The following is a 14,363-nucleotide window of genomic DNA, read 5'->3' as shown; positions in this document are numbered from 1 at the left end:
TTGCGCCGGCCTACCTTTCCGTGACATTTGTCGCAGTTCGTAGGCCCGGCAAGGCGCAGCCGCCACCGGGCAAAACAGGCGCCTGGCACCGGATGCCCATTGCCGGGCGGCGCTGCGCTTGCGCCGGCCTACGTTTCCGTGACATTGGTCGCAGCGCCACCGGGGAATGCGTTCAGCTTACCAGTCCGCCTCCTGGCCGAGGATGCGCAATATATCCTGACGATGCTGCAGCAGCTGCGGGTTATCGCGATGACGGGGAAAAGCCAGCGGCAGCGCAAACTCGGCGATAATCCGCCCTGGACGCGGCGACATCACCAGCACCCGCTCGCACAGCAGCAGCGCCTCTTCGATATCGTGGGTCACCAGCAGGCTGGTATACCCCTGCTGCTGCCAGAGGGCGATCAGCTCCCGCTGCATGCTGATGCGGGTCAGCGAATCGAGTTTGCCCAACGGCTCGTCGAGCAGCAGCAGACGCGGTTCGTTCAACAAGGCGCGCGCCAGCGCCGCACGCTGTGCCATCCCTCCGGACAGCTGCCGCGGCCACGCCTCGCTGAAGGCCTGCAGCCCGATGCGGTCAATCAACGCGTCTGCCTTCGCCTCCAGCCCCTTTTTCCCCTGCGCCTGCGGGCCCAGCAGCACGTTCTGCCGCACCGTCAGCCACGGATAGAGCGTCGGATCCTGAAACACCAGAATTCGCTCCGGCCCCGGGGCGCCGAGCGCCGCGCCGTCGATCTGCATCTGTCCGCTCTGCGGCGCTTCCAGCCCCGCCAGCAGCCGCAGCAGGGTTGATTTACCGCAGCCGGAAGGGCCCAGCAGCGCCACGCTTTCCCCCGGGCGCAGCTGCAGGCTAATATTCTCCAGCACCGGTACCGTCTGTTTGCCAAGCGTAAACGCATGATGAAGATGGCTGATGGATACCGCCGCGCCGCGCGCTATCGTCTCGGTTACCATTGCATCCCTCCTCGCTGCCAGCTCAGCAGCCGGTCACGCAGCATAAATAATCCGCTTATCAGGCCGGAGCATAACAAGGCCATCACCAGCAGCGCGGCATACATATTCGGATAGGCCGCCCAGCCCTGGGCCCACTGGAGGTAAAAGCCGATCCCCGACTTCACCCCGACCATTTCGGCGACAATCAACACCGAAAACGACGCGCCGAGCCCCATAAACAGGCCGACAAAGACGTTCGGCAACGCGGCGGGGATCGCCACCCGCAGGATCAGGAAACGCTGGCTGGCGCCGAGGGTCCGCGCCACGTCGTACCACGCCTTATCAATGCCCATCACTCCGGACCAGGTCAGCACCGTGACCGGGAACCAGGTGCTCAGCGCGATCAAAAACACGCTGGCGCCGAAGCTCGAGGGAAAAATAAACAGGCACAGCGGCAGCAGCGCGGTGGACGGCACCGGCCCCAGCAGACGTAACACCGGATGCACCCAGTAGCCAATCCGTTGCGACCAGCCGATGGCCAGACCGGTGATGAAACCGCTGCTGGTACCCAGCAGCACACCGAGCCCCAGCAGCCCCAGGGAGTGCAGCAGGCTGTCGAGCAGGCGCGGCCAGTCGTCGTGCAGCACCTCGATCAGCGCCTGCGGCGGCGCGAAGAATGGTACCGGCAACACGGCAGTTTTGGCGGTCAGCCCTTCCCAGACAGCAAACAGCACCGGCAGCAGCGCCAGCCACTTGCCGGCATGCAGCACACGCGCGCCGCGCGCCCGCCAGTAGCGATAGCTCAGCGCCAGCAGCAGCAAGCCGCCGCCGAGGGTGAATTGCGCCAGCGCCCAGCCTTCGCTAAACGGCCAGCGCCGCCCGGCGTCGGGCCAGGTAAGAGTAAACAGACCGCCCAGCAGCCACAGCGCGGCGGCCAGCAGCCCTTCTCCCCACAGCGGCGCGCGGCCGGTGGGGCGCGCCAGAGCCTGCTCAGGCGAATACGTTGGCATAGATACTCTCCGCGAACTGATGGGGATCGGTACCCGGCTTGATCACCTGCACCCGCTGCAGGTCGACCGCATACTGCGTCAGCTCTTTCACGAACGCTTCGCCCACCGCGTGATGGCCGTGGCCCTGCCCGTGCAGGATGCCGCTCACCTCCGCTTCACTGGTATTCAGGGCATGGGCGAGGAAGGATTGCGCCACGCTTTCCGGATGCGCAGCGGCATAGCTGTGCGCCTCAAGGATCGCCTGGGTGAGCGCCGCGGCGGCCGGTTTATGGTCCCGCGCCAGGCTCCCGCTCACCCCCAGCACGCAGCAGCTGAGGTTGGCATAATCCCCGGTCATATTGCTGGCGATCAGCTGATACTTACCGGTCTCCAGCAGACGATAGCTAAACGGCTCGCTGCCGCTGATGGCGGCGATTTCGCGCTTGTCCAGCGCCACGCTGAGCAGATCCGCCGGGTAGACTTTCCACTGCACGTCGCTGATCGGGTCGATACCGTGGCGCTTAAGCAGAATGGCGAAGAAGTTTTTATCCGGTCCGGCCATGTCGGTGACGCCGATGGTTTGACCCTTCAGGCTCTCGAGGCCGCCGAACGGCGAGTCTTTAGCCGTCAGCAGGTTCAGACAGCCGCCGTGGGTCCCGGCGGTGAGCTTGACGTCAAAGCCCTGCTCCAGCGCCTTCAGCCAGCGCAGCGCCATCCCCACCCCGGCGTCGGCCTTACCGGTGGCGATCGCCTCCAGCAGCACATCGGTGGAGCTGCCGAAGTTAACAAACTCAACGTCGAGGTTGTATTTACTGAATATCTTCTGCTGCTCGGCGACGGCGACCGGCGCGAGGCATACCGCGCTTTTGTTGATCGCCAGCTTGATCTTGTAGGGCTCTGGCAGGCGCAGCGCCGGATGGGCATCGCCGCCGGCCATGTCCGCCATATCATGAGCCCACAGCGGCAGAGAGACCCCGGCCAGCGCCAGGCCGCCGCTGAGCTGTAAAAAACGGCGGCGGGAAAAAGGGGTTCTGGTCATGGCGTCACCTCGGCGGCGGGCACGCTAAAACGGCGGTCAAAGGTCGGCTTCACGTCCAGCCGGGTGCGGATCAGGCCGTTGGCGAGATAAAAGTCCGCCGTTGCCTGCTGTTGGGCCACTGTTTCCTCGGCCAGCGGCTGCCACTGCGACTGGCGGTTGGCAAACTGCGCGCGGGCGATCTCCGCCGGGAAGCGGATGATCTCCCCAACGTTTTGCCGTAGCTGTCGAGATTGGCGTAGGCCCAGCGCTCGGCGCCGGCCAGGCGCTGGAGATAATCCTGCAGCGCGGCGCGTTTTTGCGGATCGTTAAGCGCGGAATCCGTTGCCGCGAGGAAGGTATTCCCGGCAGCAGCCCTTTGCCGCTCACCAGGATCTGCCCCTCGTTGGTCTTCACCATTTGGGTGGTGTAGGGCTCCCAGGTCGCCCAGGCGTCCACCGAACCGTTTAGCAACGCCACTTTGGCGTCCACCGGGCCGAGGAACACCCACTGCACCTCCTTCGGTGAAATCCCCGCCTGCTCCAGCGCTTTCAGCGCCACGAAATGACCAATCGACCCTTTACCGGTGGCGATGCGTTTGCCTTTTAAATCAGCGCCGCTTTTTAACGTGCTGCCGGGGGATACCAGCACCGCGGTCCCCGCCGGGTTGCTTTTATCCACGGCAATAGCTTTGACCGGCGCACCGTTGGCCAGGGCGAAGAGCAACGGCGCATCGCCGATGATCCCCGCGTCCACGGCGCCCGCGTTGAGGGCTTCCGCCAGCGGCGCGGCGGCCGGGAACTCGGCCCACTTAATGTCGTAAGGGAGATTTTGCAGGGCGTTGGCCGCCTCCAGCTGCGAACGCATGCCGCCTTTTTGATCGGCGATACGCAGGGTAAGCCGCTCCTGCGCTGTCGCGTAGCCGCCCAGCGCCAGCAGCATCAGCGCGGCCGCCACCCGGCCTGAAAATGATAGACGCATCGTGATTATCCTTGTGATTGAAAGACGAAGTTGCCAGCTGCCAGCCAGGCGCTGTCGCTCTGTGGGGTATGTACCCGTCCGCAGAGCACATTGCGGTAGTGGCGTTCCAGCGGGTTTTGTCGGCTGAGACCATGATTGCCGGTCAGCTCGAGCGCGATATTCACCGCCTGAATGGCGTTGTCGGTGATGGTGACTTTCGCCAGATTGGCCTCGATGGCGGAAAAGCGCAGCGCGGCGGCCTGCTCCAGCAGGCTGCGGTTGACCAGCAGCAGCCCGGCGATCTGCCCGACTTTCTCCTGCACCCGTGGCAGACGAGAGAGCGGATGGCCGAGACCGGCGGGCACCCGCCCCGCCAGCCACCTCACCAGCCAGTCGTGAGCGGCGTGGGCAATGCTGTCATAGATCGCCGCCAGCAGCGCTGTCTGCCGGTTGGCGAACAGGCGAAACGGTTCGGCCTCCGCGGCGGGTGGCGCATCGGCCGGCCAGACATCCACCGCGTGCTCTGCCGCCACCCGAACGTGGTTAAAAATAACTTCATGGCTGCCGGTGGCCCGCATCCCGGCGTGATCCCAGCTCTTCACCACCGTGATACCCGGGCTGTCGCCAGGCACCAGCCAGGTACCCACCAGCGGCGGGTTATCATCGCTTCTGGCCCACACCGCCAGCCAGCGCAGCCCTTCAATGCCGGTGGTATAAATTTTATGGCCGCTGATGTCCCAGCCCTCCGCGCGACGGGTCGCCACGGTGTCCGGCAGGCCGCCCCGCGCCGGGGAGCCCAGCTCCGGCTCGACGCGCAGGCTGTTGATGAGGCCACCGTGTTCGACAGCATCGTGAAAAACCTGCTGGCGCAGCGGCGCGTGCCAGGCGTCGTTTTCCGCCAGCCGCAAATGGTGGAGATACTGCATGCAGACAATCAGCGCTGTCGCCGGCTCTCCCCAGGCGATGGCGGCGATGACCTGCTGCAGCTGGGCCAGACTGGCACCCGCGCCGCCGCAGGATGGCGGCACGGCGAGGCTTAACCAGCCCCCCGCACGCAGATGGTCGATATTACGCCAGGGAAACTCGCCGCTGGCGTCAAGGCTAGCCGCCTGCTCCGCCATCTGCTGGCGAAGCGCCGTCAGCTGCCGGGCCCAGTCGTCGCGCTCAGGATGGATCACGATGCGCGCTCCGCCACCGCACGCCGCGCGGCTTTTTCCCGGGCGATCGGCAGCAGCGCCCGGCCATAGTCGGCCGCGTCGTTCAGCGGATCGAAGCCGCGGATCAGGAAGTTACGCACGCCGAGGTCGTAGTAGTCGAGCAGCGCATCCGCCACCTGCTCCGGGGTGCCCACCAGCGCGGTGGAGTTATGTCCGCCGCCCACCAGCTGGGCGATGCCGGTCCACAGGCGTTTGTCCACCACTCTGCCCTGCGCCGCGGTAGCCCGCAGCCGCTGGGCGCCGATGCTGTCCGGTTTGGCTTTGAACCCGCCCCCGCGCTGCGCCGCCTGCTCGGTGGCGACGTGTAGGATATGCTCGGCTTTCTCCCAGGCTTCGGCTTCGCTGTCGGCGATAATCGGCCGGAACGAGACGCTGAAGCCAATATCACGCTGGTGTTTCGCCGCTTCGGCGCGCACGCGCTGGATGGTCTCGCCGGTTTGCGCCAGCGACTCACCCCACAGTGCGAAGACGTCGGCATGTTTGCCGGCGACGGCGATGGCCGCTTCCGACGAGCCGCCGAAGTAGATGGGAAGATGCGGTTTTTGCAGCGGGCGAATGGCGGACCAGGCCTGCTCGGCCTGATAGAAATCGTTGTGAATATCCACCGGCTGCTCGCTGGTCCACACCTGGCGCACGATGTCGAGGAAGGCGTCGGTGCGGGCGTAGCGCTGGTCGTGGTCGAGATAGTCGCCATCCCGGCGCTGCTCGGCATCGTTGCCGCCGCTGATGATATGCACCGCCAAGCGGCCCCCCAGCAGGTGCTCAAGGGTAGCGAATTTGCGCGCGGCAAGGGTTGGGGAAACAAAACCGGGACGATGGGCCAGCAGGTACTGAATTTTCTGCGTCGACAGTCCGGCCAGGGCCGTCACCAGAAAGCCGTCGGGTTGATCGGACCAGTGGCCGACCAGCAGACGATCAAACCCGGCGGCTTCATGGGTTTGCGCAAAGCGAACGATATAGTCGCGGTCAAAGATCGGCCCCACCGGGGCAATCGTTTCGGAAGAGAGGCGGTGGCCAATCATGCCGAGAAACTGAATGCTCATGAACAACTCCTTGCGTCAGGGTAATGGAGTGGCCGCGACAGCGGCGCTGGTCATTACCCTATACAGAGCGTGTTAATGAGCAAAATGCATTTTTATCATATCTTAATATGCTTAATTAGCATTAAACAAAAATGCATAGTGCTTTCAGTCGGATACGGTCAGCTGCTGAACCACTTTGCTGGCAAAAAAGGTCAGCGGCGGCTGCAGGTTCGCCAGATACTGGGCGTGGATCAGCCACAGTGAGACCGCAGGCTGAAAATCGCTGAGGCTTAGGACCGCGACCTCGTCCCGCCACGGGCTGCTGGCCAGCGCCGCCCTCGGCACCAGACCCAGCCCCAGCCCCTGCGCCACCAGCGCTATCTGCAGCTGCGCGCCCGCGCTCTCGACGTTGAGCGTCAACCGCAATCCCTGGCTCTGCAGCTCGCGAATGAGCCCGGCGCGCAGGCCACAGCCGTCGGGGTTAAGGATCCAGCCCCGTTCGGCGCACTCCCGCAGGGATGACGCGCGCAAATTCAAACGCCGGCCGACGATCGGCACCACCTCCAGGGGACACAGCAGGCGCCCGCTGTAGCCCTCGGCGAAGCTTTGCTGGGCGGGCCCCATCGCCAGCATGCCGTCCAGCTCGCCGTTTTCCAGCCGGCGCTGCAGCTGTCCGCTCCAGCCGCAGGTGATCTGCGGCGACAGTCCGGGAAACTGCTGGCTCAGCGCCGACAGCGCCGCCGGCAGGGCAATCTCGCTGAGACTCTGCGGCACGCCGAGACGCAGGGCGCCGCGCGGCTCGCCTTCCGGATCCAACAGGCTGTAGAGTTTTTTCGTCTCACGCTTAATGCTCAGACACTGCTCGTACACCCGGTGTCCAGCGGCGGTCAGGGTCAGCGGGCGGGTCTGGCGCTCTAACAGCGTGACGTTCAGCTCCTGTTCCAGACGCTGCAGGCGCCGGGTGATGGCCGACTGGGTGATCCCCAGATATTCCGCGGCCTGATTGAGGGAGGAAAACTGCACCGTGGCCAGCAAAGCGTCGATATCGTCAATGCGCATAGGAACCTTATGTGAAATTTGCATATTAATATATGCGTAAATTGCATTTAAATAATATTAACGCCTCTGTTAGCGTTTTGACCAGTCCCTCTGACAGGAACCGCACATGACTGCACCACGACTGGAAAAATTACGCCATTTCATTCATGAGGTAGACCGCCTGCACCGCGAACACCACCAGACCGCCCCGCTGCTTGACGCCGTGGCGCAGCGGCTGGCGGCGCTGGTGCGTTACGACGACTGGCTGCCGGAAGAGTACACCCTGCCGCATCCGCACCATTACCAGCAGTATCTGCTGCATGCCGACTCCGGGGAGCGCTTCTCGATTGTCAGCTTCGTCTGGGGACCGGGGCAAGCGACGCCGATCCATGATCACCGGGTGTGGGGGGCCATTGGGATGCTGCGCGGCGCGGAGGAAAACCAGCGCTACCAGCTGGATGCCGATGGCATACCGCGCGCGCTGGGCGCCGCCACGCTTCTGGAAGCAGGCCAGGTGGAGAAAGTCTCCGCTGACGATGGCGATATTCATCGCGTCAGCAATGCGCTGGCGGATCGCGTCTCTATCAGCATTCATGTCTACGGCGGCAATATCGGCGCGGTGAAGCGCGCCGTGTATACCCCGGAAGGGCAGCAGAAACCGTTTATCTCCGGCTACTCTAACCGCCATTTACCCAATATCTGGGATTCCTCCCGCGAACATCAAGGATAACCACTATGTCCACCTACGCTTATCGCCAGGCCGCCGGGATCCGCCAGGCGCTGCTCGACCGTCGTGAACTGGCGCTGATCGACGTCCGTGAAGAGGCCGATTTCGCCACCGCTCATCCGCTGTTTGCCGTCAATCTGCCGCTCAGCAAACTGGAGCTCGAGGTCCGCCGGCGGATACCGCGCTTCACCACCCCGCTCACCGTCTACGACAACGGCGAGGGTCTGGCGGAGATCGCCGTCGAACGGCTGCGGTCCTGGGGCTATCAGGATGTGGCCCTGCTGGCCGAGGGTCTCGCCGGCTGGCGCCGCAGCGGCGGCGAGCTGTTTCAGGACGTCAACTCCGCCAGTAAAGCCTTTGGCGAGCTGGTGGAAAGCGTGCGTCACACACCGTCGCTCAGCGCCCAGGAGGTTCAGGCGCTCATCGACAGCCGGCAGGAGGTGGTGATCGTCGACGCCCGGCGCTTCGATGAGTACCAGACCATGAGCATCCCCGGCAGCATCAGCGTGCCCGGCGGCGAGCTGGCCCTGCGGGTGGAGAGCCTGACGCCCTCCCCGCAGACGCCGGTTATCGTCAACTGCGCCGGACGCACCCGCAGCATCATCGGCACCCAGTCGCTGATCAACGCCGGCGTGCCAAACCCGGTCCATGCCCTGCGCAATGGCACTATCGGCTGGACGCTGGCCGGCCAGACGCTGGCGCACCAGCAACAGCGGCAATACGATCCCTCCGCCCGCGCCTCCGGCGCCCGGGCCGCTGAGGTGGCGCATTTTGCCGAACGGGCCGGGGTGGCGGTCATCGATGAGGCCACGCTGCAACGCTGGCTGCAGCAGAGCGACCGCACCACCTTCCTGTTTGATGTCCGCAGCCCCGAAGAGTACGCGGCGGGTCACTATCCCGGCAGCCTGAGCGCGCCAGGCGGCCAGCTGGTGCAGGAGACCGACCACTTCGCCAGCGTACGAGGGGCGCGCATTGTGCTGCTGGATGACGATGGCATCCGGGCGGCGATAACCGGCTCGTGGCTGGCGCAGATGGGCTGGGAGACGGCGCGGCTGAGCGCGCTGTCGACCAGCCAGTTGAGCGAACGCGGGGTGCCAGCCGCCGAGGTGCCGCCCGGCCCGCAGGCGGAGGAGATAAGCCCGGCGCAGCTGGCGCAACAGCTGGAAGAACCCGGTACGGTGGTGCTCGATTTTACTACCAGCGCCAACTTTGTCGCTCGCCATATCCCCGGCGCGTGGTGGCTGACGCGCTCGCAGCTGCGCCAGGCCCTGGAAGCAATCCCTCCCGCCCAACGTTACGTGGTGACCTGCGGCAGCAGTCTGCTGGCCCGCTACGCGGTGCCGGAGGTGACGGCCTTGACCGGTAAACCGGTGCAGTTGCTTACCGGCGGGACGCTGGCGTGGATCGCCGCCGGTCTGCCGCTGGCGCATGGCGATAGCGGCCTCGCCGTCGAACGCCGAGATCGCTATCGTCGTCCGTACGAAGGAACCGATAATTCCGCCGAGGCCATGCAGGCCTATCTGGAGTGGGAGTATGGCCTGGTGGATCAGCTGGCCCGCGACGGCACCCACGGTTTTCGGGTGCTCTAGCGCGAGCCCGCCTCAGGCCTCGCGCATGATCCACGAATACTGAAAGCTCTTCGGCGCCGGAAAATGGGTCCGGCGCCGGTAGGAGCCCAGCGACTGCGGGGTGCAGTAGGTACAACTCCCCAGCCATTCAACGCTCGCCGGCGCCACCCCCGCCTCTGCGAAGATCGCTTCGGCAAAGGCGCGCAGATCAAACCACAGATTATCGCTGCCGCGTGCGGCGGCTTTGAGCGGATCGCTGACCGGGTCCGAACGAGAATGGAACAGCCGCTGGCGATGGCGGGCCACCCGGTCACCGCCGGGCTGGTCCAGCAGTTGCTGATAGAATCCGGCGGAGACTTCGTAACAGCAGGGGTGAATATGCGGCCCCACGGCGATGACCAGATCGGCCAATGCCACCCCCTGCTGGCGAAAACAGGCCAGACTGTTGTCGACAATACCGCTGACCAGCCCCTGCCAGCCGGCATGCACGCTGCAGACGTAGCGACCGTCGCGCGAGGCGATCAGCAGCGGCAGACAGTCGGCGGTCACCACCCCCACCTTTTGCCCGGCTACCGCGGTAAACACCGCGTCGGCGTGCGGGCGCGTCGGCAGCGGCTGCTGATAATGATGAACTTCATTACCATGCACCAGCTTCACCGGAGCCAGCTCGGCATAGGGAAAGGCGGCGGTTTCATGGACATCGAGAAAAGCGTGGCGGATGCCAGGGATCGCATTGAGCAAACGGGAGGTGTAAGCCATAGGGACGATAAGCGTCAGGGAATGATGTCTTACCTTAGGCCAGGGGACGCGGACAGGCAAGGCGGCGGCCCGGCATTTTTTTACCAGACCGCCGGATGCATATCAGACCATGGCCGCGCGCTGCTGGCGATGCATCAGCCAGAACACCGCCACGCCGGCCAACACAATGCCCGGCGCCGAGGCCGCCATCACCCCGACGGTGCCGGTGCCGAGGGCCAGCATCTTGCCGGCCAGCAGCGGGCCGCTCATCGCCCCAAGACGCCCCACCGCCACGGCGGTGCCCACCCCGGTGGCGCGGATGGCCGCGGGATAAAAAAGCGGCGCCAGAGCGTAAAGCACACTTTGTCCGCCGGTGGCGAACAGCCCGGCGACAAACCCCGCCAGCAGCATGCCAGTCAGCGACGACGCGCTGCCCAGCGCCAACAGCGACGCCAGAATGCCGCTGTAGATCAGGAGCGACATCCGCAGCGGGGTGAGCTTATCCATTAGCGCCCCCAGCAGCAGCGTGCCGCAGGCGGCGCCGATCTGCAGAGAGAACATCACCCCCGCCGCCTGGCTGGCGCGGAATCCCTGGCCCACCAGCAGCATCGGCAGCCAGTTGATCAGCATATAGACCACCAGCAGGGTGAAAAAATAACCCAGCCACAGCAGCAGCGTAGCGGCGGCCTGGCCCGGGGCAAACAGGGTGCGCAGCGGCACGCTGACCTCCGCGCGCTGAAACGCCTGCGACTCCGGCAGCCAGCGCATCAGCAACGGGATCAGCAGCAGCGGGACCACGCCGCCAATCCAGAAAATAGTCTGCCAGGCCGCGGCGAGACCGGAAAAGCCCAGCGCTGCCGCCAGCGCGGCGCCAATGGGTACGCCGCAGTACATCAGGCTTACCGCCCGGCCGCGGAAACGTGAGCCAGCGGCTTCCGAGGTTAAGGCAATCAGGTTCGGCAATGCCGCCCCGAGCCCGACGCCGGTGAGCAGGCGCGCCAGCAGCAGCGTCGGGAAGCTCCATGCCAGCGCGGTGGCCAGCGAGAACAGGCCAAACAGCAGCACCGACCCCAACAGAATGCGCTTACGCCCGTGGCGGTCCGCCAGCATGCCGCCCACCAGCGCGCCGGGCAGCAGGCCGAGGATCCCGGCGCTGAAGATCCAGCCCATCTGCATTTTATCCAGCGCAAAGGCCTGCGCCATGCCGACGGCGGCGATCCCCGCCGCCTGCAGATCCAGCCCTTCCATCAGGGCCACCATAAAACAGAGCCCGATGGTGACCACCAGGCGCGAGGGGGTTGCAGTCGTTATCTTGGTCATAGGGTACCTTGGCGATAGCCGAACAAACGGAGCAGGTGACTGGCGGCTGATGCTTTGTCAGCCGCACGTTCTTAGTTATTTATTGCGGTTAAGCAGATCCAGCGCGACGTCGACGATCATATCCTCCTGGCCGCCGACCATCCGCCGCTTGCCCAGCTCGACGAGAATATCCACCGCGCTGAGGCCATAGCGCTTGGCCGCCGCTTCGCTGTGGCGCAGGAAGCTGGAGTAGACTCCGGCGTAGCCCAGCGCCAGCGTTTCGCGGTCGACACGCACCGGGCGATCCTGCAGCGGCCGCACCAGCTCATCGGCCGCGTTCATCAGGGCGTAGAGATCGGTGCCATGCTGCCAGCCGAGCTTGTCGGCGGCGGCAATAAACACCTCCAGCGGCGCATTGCCCGCCCCCGCCCCCATCCCGGCCAGGCTGGCGTCAATGCGATCGCACCCCTCTTCCACCGCGACGATCGAGTTCGCCACCCCGAGGCTCAGATTATGATGGGCATGCATCCCGGTGGCGGTCTCCGGCTTCAGCACCGCCTTCAGGGCGCGGAAGCGGTCGCGAATGTCGTTCATGTTCATCGCCCCGCCGGAATCCACCACATAGATACAGGTCGCGCCATAAGATTCCATCTTCAGCGCCTGCTGCGCCAGCTCCTGCGGGGAGATCATATGGCTCATCATCAGAAAACCGACGGTGTCCATCCCCAGCTCGCGGGCAAAGGCAATATGCTGCGCGGCGACGTCCGCTTCGCTGCAGTGGGTGGCGACCCGCACCACCCGCGCCCCGGCCTGATACGCCGCTTTCAGATCGTGCAGCGTGCCGATGCCCGGCAGCAGTAAGGTGGCGATTTTCGCCTGGCTCACGACATCCGCTGCCGCTTCAATCCACGCGATGTCGCTGTGGGCGCCAAAGCCATAGTTGAAGCTGGATCCCTGCAGGCCATCGCCATGGGCCACTTCGATGGAGTCGACCCCAGCCTTATCCAGCGCGCTGGCGATCTGCTGCACCTGCGCCAGGGAATACTGGTGACGAATAGCGTGCATACCATCGCGCAGCGTCACGTCCGAGATATAAAGTTTTTTACCGTTCATGCTGTCGCTCCCGCCGCGCTGTGCATTGCCCCGGCCATTTGCTCCGCCGTCGCCAGCGCCGCCGAGGTCATAATATCGAGGTTGCCCGCGTACGCTGGCAGATAGTGCGCCGCCCCTTCCACTTCGAGGTAAACCGCGGTTTTCAGGCCGGAAAAACAGCCGACGCCGGGCAGGTTGACCGGCCTGTCCTCGGGGATAACCTCAAACTGCACCTGCTGCTTCAGCCGGTAGCCCGGGACGTAAGCCTGCACTGCCGCCGCCATTTCGGCGATCGAGGCGGCAATCGCCTCCTGCGACGCCAGCTCGCTCAGGATGTAGACGGTATCGCGCATCATCAGCGGCGGCTCCGCAGGGTTCAGTACAATAATCGCTTTGCCCTTGCCCGCGCCGCCGACTTTTTCAATCGCCTGCGAGGTGGTTTCGGTGAATTCGTCAATATTGGCCCGCGTGCCCGGCCCGGCGGATTGGCTGGCGATCGAGGCCACAATCTCCGCGTAATGCACCTTCGCCACTCGCGAGACCGCGGCGACCATCGGGATGGTCGCCTGCCCGCCGCAGGTCACCATATTGACGTTGCCCTGATGGAGATTGTCCGCGAGGTTGACCACCGGTACGCAGTACGGGCCAATCGCCGCCGGCGTCAGGTCGATAACGCGGATCCCCGGCTTCGCTTCGCGCAGCGCGGCATCGTTTTTGATGTGCGCCCCGGCGCTGGTGGCGTCAAAAACAAAATCAATGTCGGCAAATTCCGCCATCTGCATCAGGCCGCCCACCCCTTCGTGAGTGGTCGCAACGCCCAGGCGCCGGGCGCGGGCCAGGCCATCCGACTGCGGGTCGATGCCGACCATCACCGCCATCTCCAGATGCTGGCCGTGGCGCAGGATTTTAATCATTAAATCGGTGCCGATATTCCCGGAGCCGATAATGGCGACTTTACGTTTACGCATCACGATCTCCTTCTCCGGCGGCAACGAAGCGTGCCGCGACTGAGCCAATACCTTCGATATGGGCGACAAAGCTGTCCCCCTCGTTAATCGTCACCATCGGGCCTAACGCCCCGGTCAGCACGATATCCCCCGCCCGCAGCGGTTCGCCGAGACTCGCCAGCTTGCGCGCCAGCCAGACTGCGGCGTTCAGCGGATGCCCCAGACACTCGCTGCCGCGGCCGCTGGAGACCAGCTCCTGGTTGCGGGTCATGTGCATGGCGCACTGCTTCAGATCCAGTCCCGCCGGACGCTGCGCCGGGCCGCCAATGACGTACAGGCCGCAGGAGGCGTTATCGGCGACGGTGTCGACAAAGCCGATTGACCAGTCGCGAATGCGGCTGCCCACCACCTCCAGCGCCGGCAATACCCATTCGATGGCGTTATACAGTTCATCAAAAGTGGTATCGGCATGCGGCAGATCCTGCTTCAGCACCAGGGCGATCTCGGCCTCCACCTTGGGCTGCAGCACGCGGCCAAACGGCACCTCGGCGTTGTCGCCGTAGCACATGTCGGCAAACAGGGTGCCGAAGTCCGGCTGATTGACGCCCAGCTGCTGCTGCACTTTGGGATGGGTCAGGCCCACCTTGCGGCCCACCACCCGCCGGCCATGGGCCACATGGTGCTGGACGTTCAGGCGCTGGATGGCATAGGCGGCGTCGGCATTGTCGACGCCGAGAATATCGCGCAGCGGGGCGATCGCCTGGCCGCTCTGTTCCGCGTCGCGGAGCTGCCGGGCCAGCGCGTCAAGAGAAAAAGTCATC

12 protein-coding genes and 2 pseudogenes are annotated in these 14,363 nt (G+C 64.8%); 2 read left to right on the top strand and 12 right to left on the bottom strand.

All coding sequences use genetic code 11. The features are described 5' to 3' along the window. Positions 1-177: 177 nt before the first annotated feature. The 7 genes and pseudogenes from LPQ25_RS11015 to LPQ25_RS10985 all read right to left on the bottom strand — a co-directional run bounded on the left by LPQ25_RS11015 (position 178) and on the right by LPQ25_RS10985 (position 7,192). On the bottom strand, positions 178-951 hold the full coding sequence (locus tag LPQ25_RS11015; protein WP_002908439.1) for an ABC transporter ATP-binding protein: 774 nt from the start codon (positions 949-951) through the stop codon (positions 178-180). After that, the gene (locus tag LPQ25_RS11010) at positions 945-1,940 is read right to left on the bottom strand and encodes an ABC transporter permease (RefSeq protein ID WP_004148681.1); all 996 of its coding nucleotides are present in this window, start codon (positions 1,938-1,940) and stop codon (positions 945-947) included. Before LPQ25_RS11010 ends, LPQ25_RS11015 begins: the two co-directional genes overlap by 7 nt. After that, the gene (locus tag LPQ25_RS11005) at positions 1,921-2,958 is read right to left on the bottom strand and encodes an ABC transporter substrate-binding protein (RefSeq protein ID WP_004189530.1); all 1,038 of its coding nucleotides are present in this window, start codon (positions 2,956-2,958) and stop codon (positions 1,921-1,923) included. The genes LPQ25_RS11010 and LPQ25_RS11005 overlap by 20 nt, the downstream gene beginning before the upstream one ends. Beyond that, positions 2,955-3,915 (bottom strand): annotated as a pseudogene (locus LPQ25_RS11000) (ABC transporter substrate-binding protein). Before LPQ25_RS11000 ends, LPQ25_RS11005 begins: the two are co-directional and overlap by 4 nt. Before the next feature lie 5 nt (positions 3,916-3,920). Then, on the bottom strand, positions 3,921-5,072 hold the full coding sequence (locus LPQ25_RS10995; RefSeq protein ID WP_014907423.1) for an acyl-CoA dehydrogenase family protein: 1,152 nt from the start codon (positions 5,070-5,072) through the stop codon (positions 3,921-3,923). Further along, positions 5,059-6,154: pseudogene (locus tag LPQ25_RS10990) on the bottom strand (LLM class flavin-dependent oxidoreductase). The gene LPQ25_RS10995 and the pseudogene LPQ25_RS10990 overlap by 14 nt, the downstream one beginning before the upstream one ends. Before the next feature lie 144 nt (positions 6,155-6,298). Beyond that, positions 6,299-7,192 (bottom strand): LysR family transcriptional regulator, encoded by an 894-nt coding sequence (locus tag LPQ25_RS10985; RefSeq protein ID WP_014907422.1) that lies wholly within the window; start codon positions 7,190-7,192, stop codon positions 6,299-6,301. Positions 7,193-7,298: 106 nt separating this feature from the next. Here LPQ25_RS10985 and LPQ25_RS10980 point away from each other — a divergent pair, with 106 nt between their 5' ends. Then, positions 7,299-7,901 carry a cysteine dioxygenase family protein gene (locus LPQ25_RS10980; protein ID WP_002908526.1) on the top strand — a complete coding sequence of 201 codons (603 nt, stop codon included), beginning with the start codon at positions 7,299-7,301 and terminating at the stop codon, positions 7,899-7,901. 5 nt (positions 7,902-7,906) lie between these two features. Further along, complete coding sequence (locus LPQ25_RS10975; protein WP_014907421.1) at positions 7,907-9,487, top strand: rhodanese homology domain-containing protein; 1,581 nt, start codon at positions 7,907-7,909, stop codon at positions 9,485-9,487. Between the two features lie 12 nt (positions 9,488-9,499). On the opposite strand, the gene LPQ25_RS10970 is transcribed toward LPQ25_RS10975, so the two are convergent. The 5 genes from LPQ25_RS10970 to mhpD form a co-directional block, all read right to left on the bottom strand. Continuing rightward, a complete protein-coding gene (locus tag LPQ25_RS10970; protein WP_014907420.1) occupies positions 9,500-10,225 on the bottom strand; it encodes a purine nucleoside phosphorylase YfiH/LACC1 family protein in 726 nt (241 codons plus the stop codon). A gap of 102 nt (positions 10,226-10,327) precedes the next feature. Then, entirely contained in the window at positions 10,328-11,524 is a 1,197-nt protein-coding gene (gene mhpT / locus LPQ25_RS10965) for a 3-(3-hydroxy-phenyl)propionate transporter MhpT (protein WP_014907419.1), read from the bottom strand. A 75-nt stretch (positions 11,525-11,599) separates the two neighbouring features. Further along, entirely contained in the window at positions 11,600-12,616 is a 1,017-nt protein-coding gene (gene mhpE / locus LPQ25_RS10960) for a 4-hydroxy-2-oxovalerate aldolase (protein WP_014907418.1), read from the bottom strand. Next, the gene (gene mhpF, locus LPQ25_RS10955) at positions 12,613-13,563 is read right to left on the bottom strand and encodes an acetaldehyde dehydrogenase (protein ID WP_014907417.1); all 951 of its coding nucleotides are present in this window, start codon (positions 13,561-13,563) and stop codon (positions 12,613-12,615) included. Before mhpF ends, mhpE begins: the two co-directional genes overlap by 4 nt. After that, on the bottom strand, positions 13,556-14,362 hold the full coding sequence (gene mhpD / locus LPQ25_RS10950) for a 2-keto-4-pentenoate hydratase (protein WP_002908598.1): 807 nt from the start codon (positions 14,360-14,362) through the stop codon (positions 13,556-13,558). The genes mhpF and mhpD overlap by 8 nt, the downstream gene beginning before the upstream one ends. Position 14,363: the final 1 nt, after the last annotated feature.

Source organism: Klebsiella sp. KPN54798 (assembly GCF_021184225.1).
Lineage (GTDB): Bacteria > Pseudomonadota > Gammaproteobacteria > Enterobacterales > Enterobacteriaceae > Klebsiella > Klebsiella pneumoniae.
The sequence above is the reverse complement of the archived record's forward strand: the minus strand, read 5'-3'. Positions and strand labels throughout refer to the sequence as shown.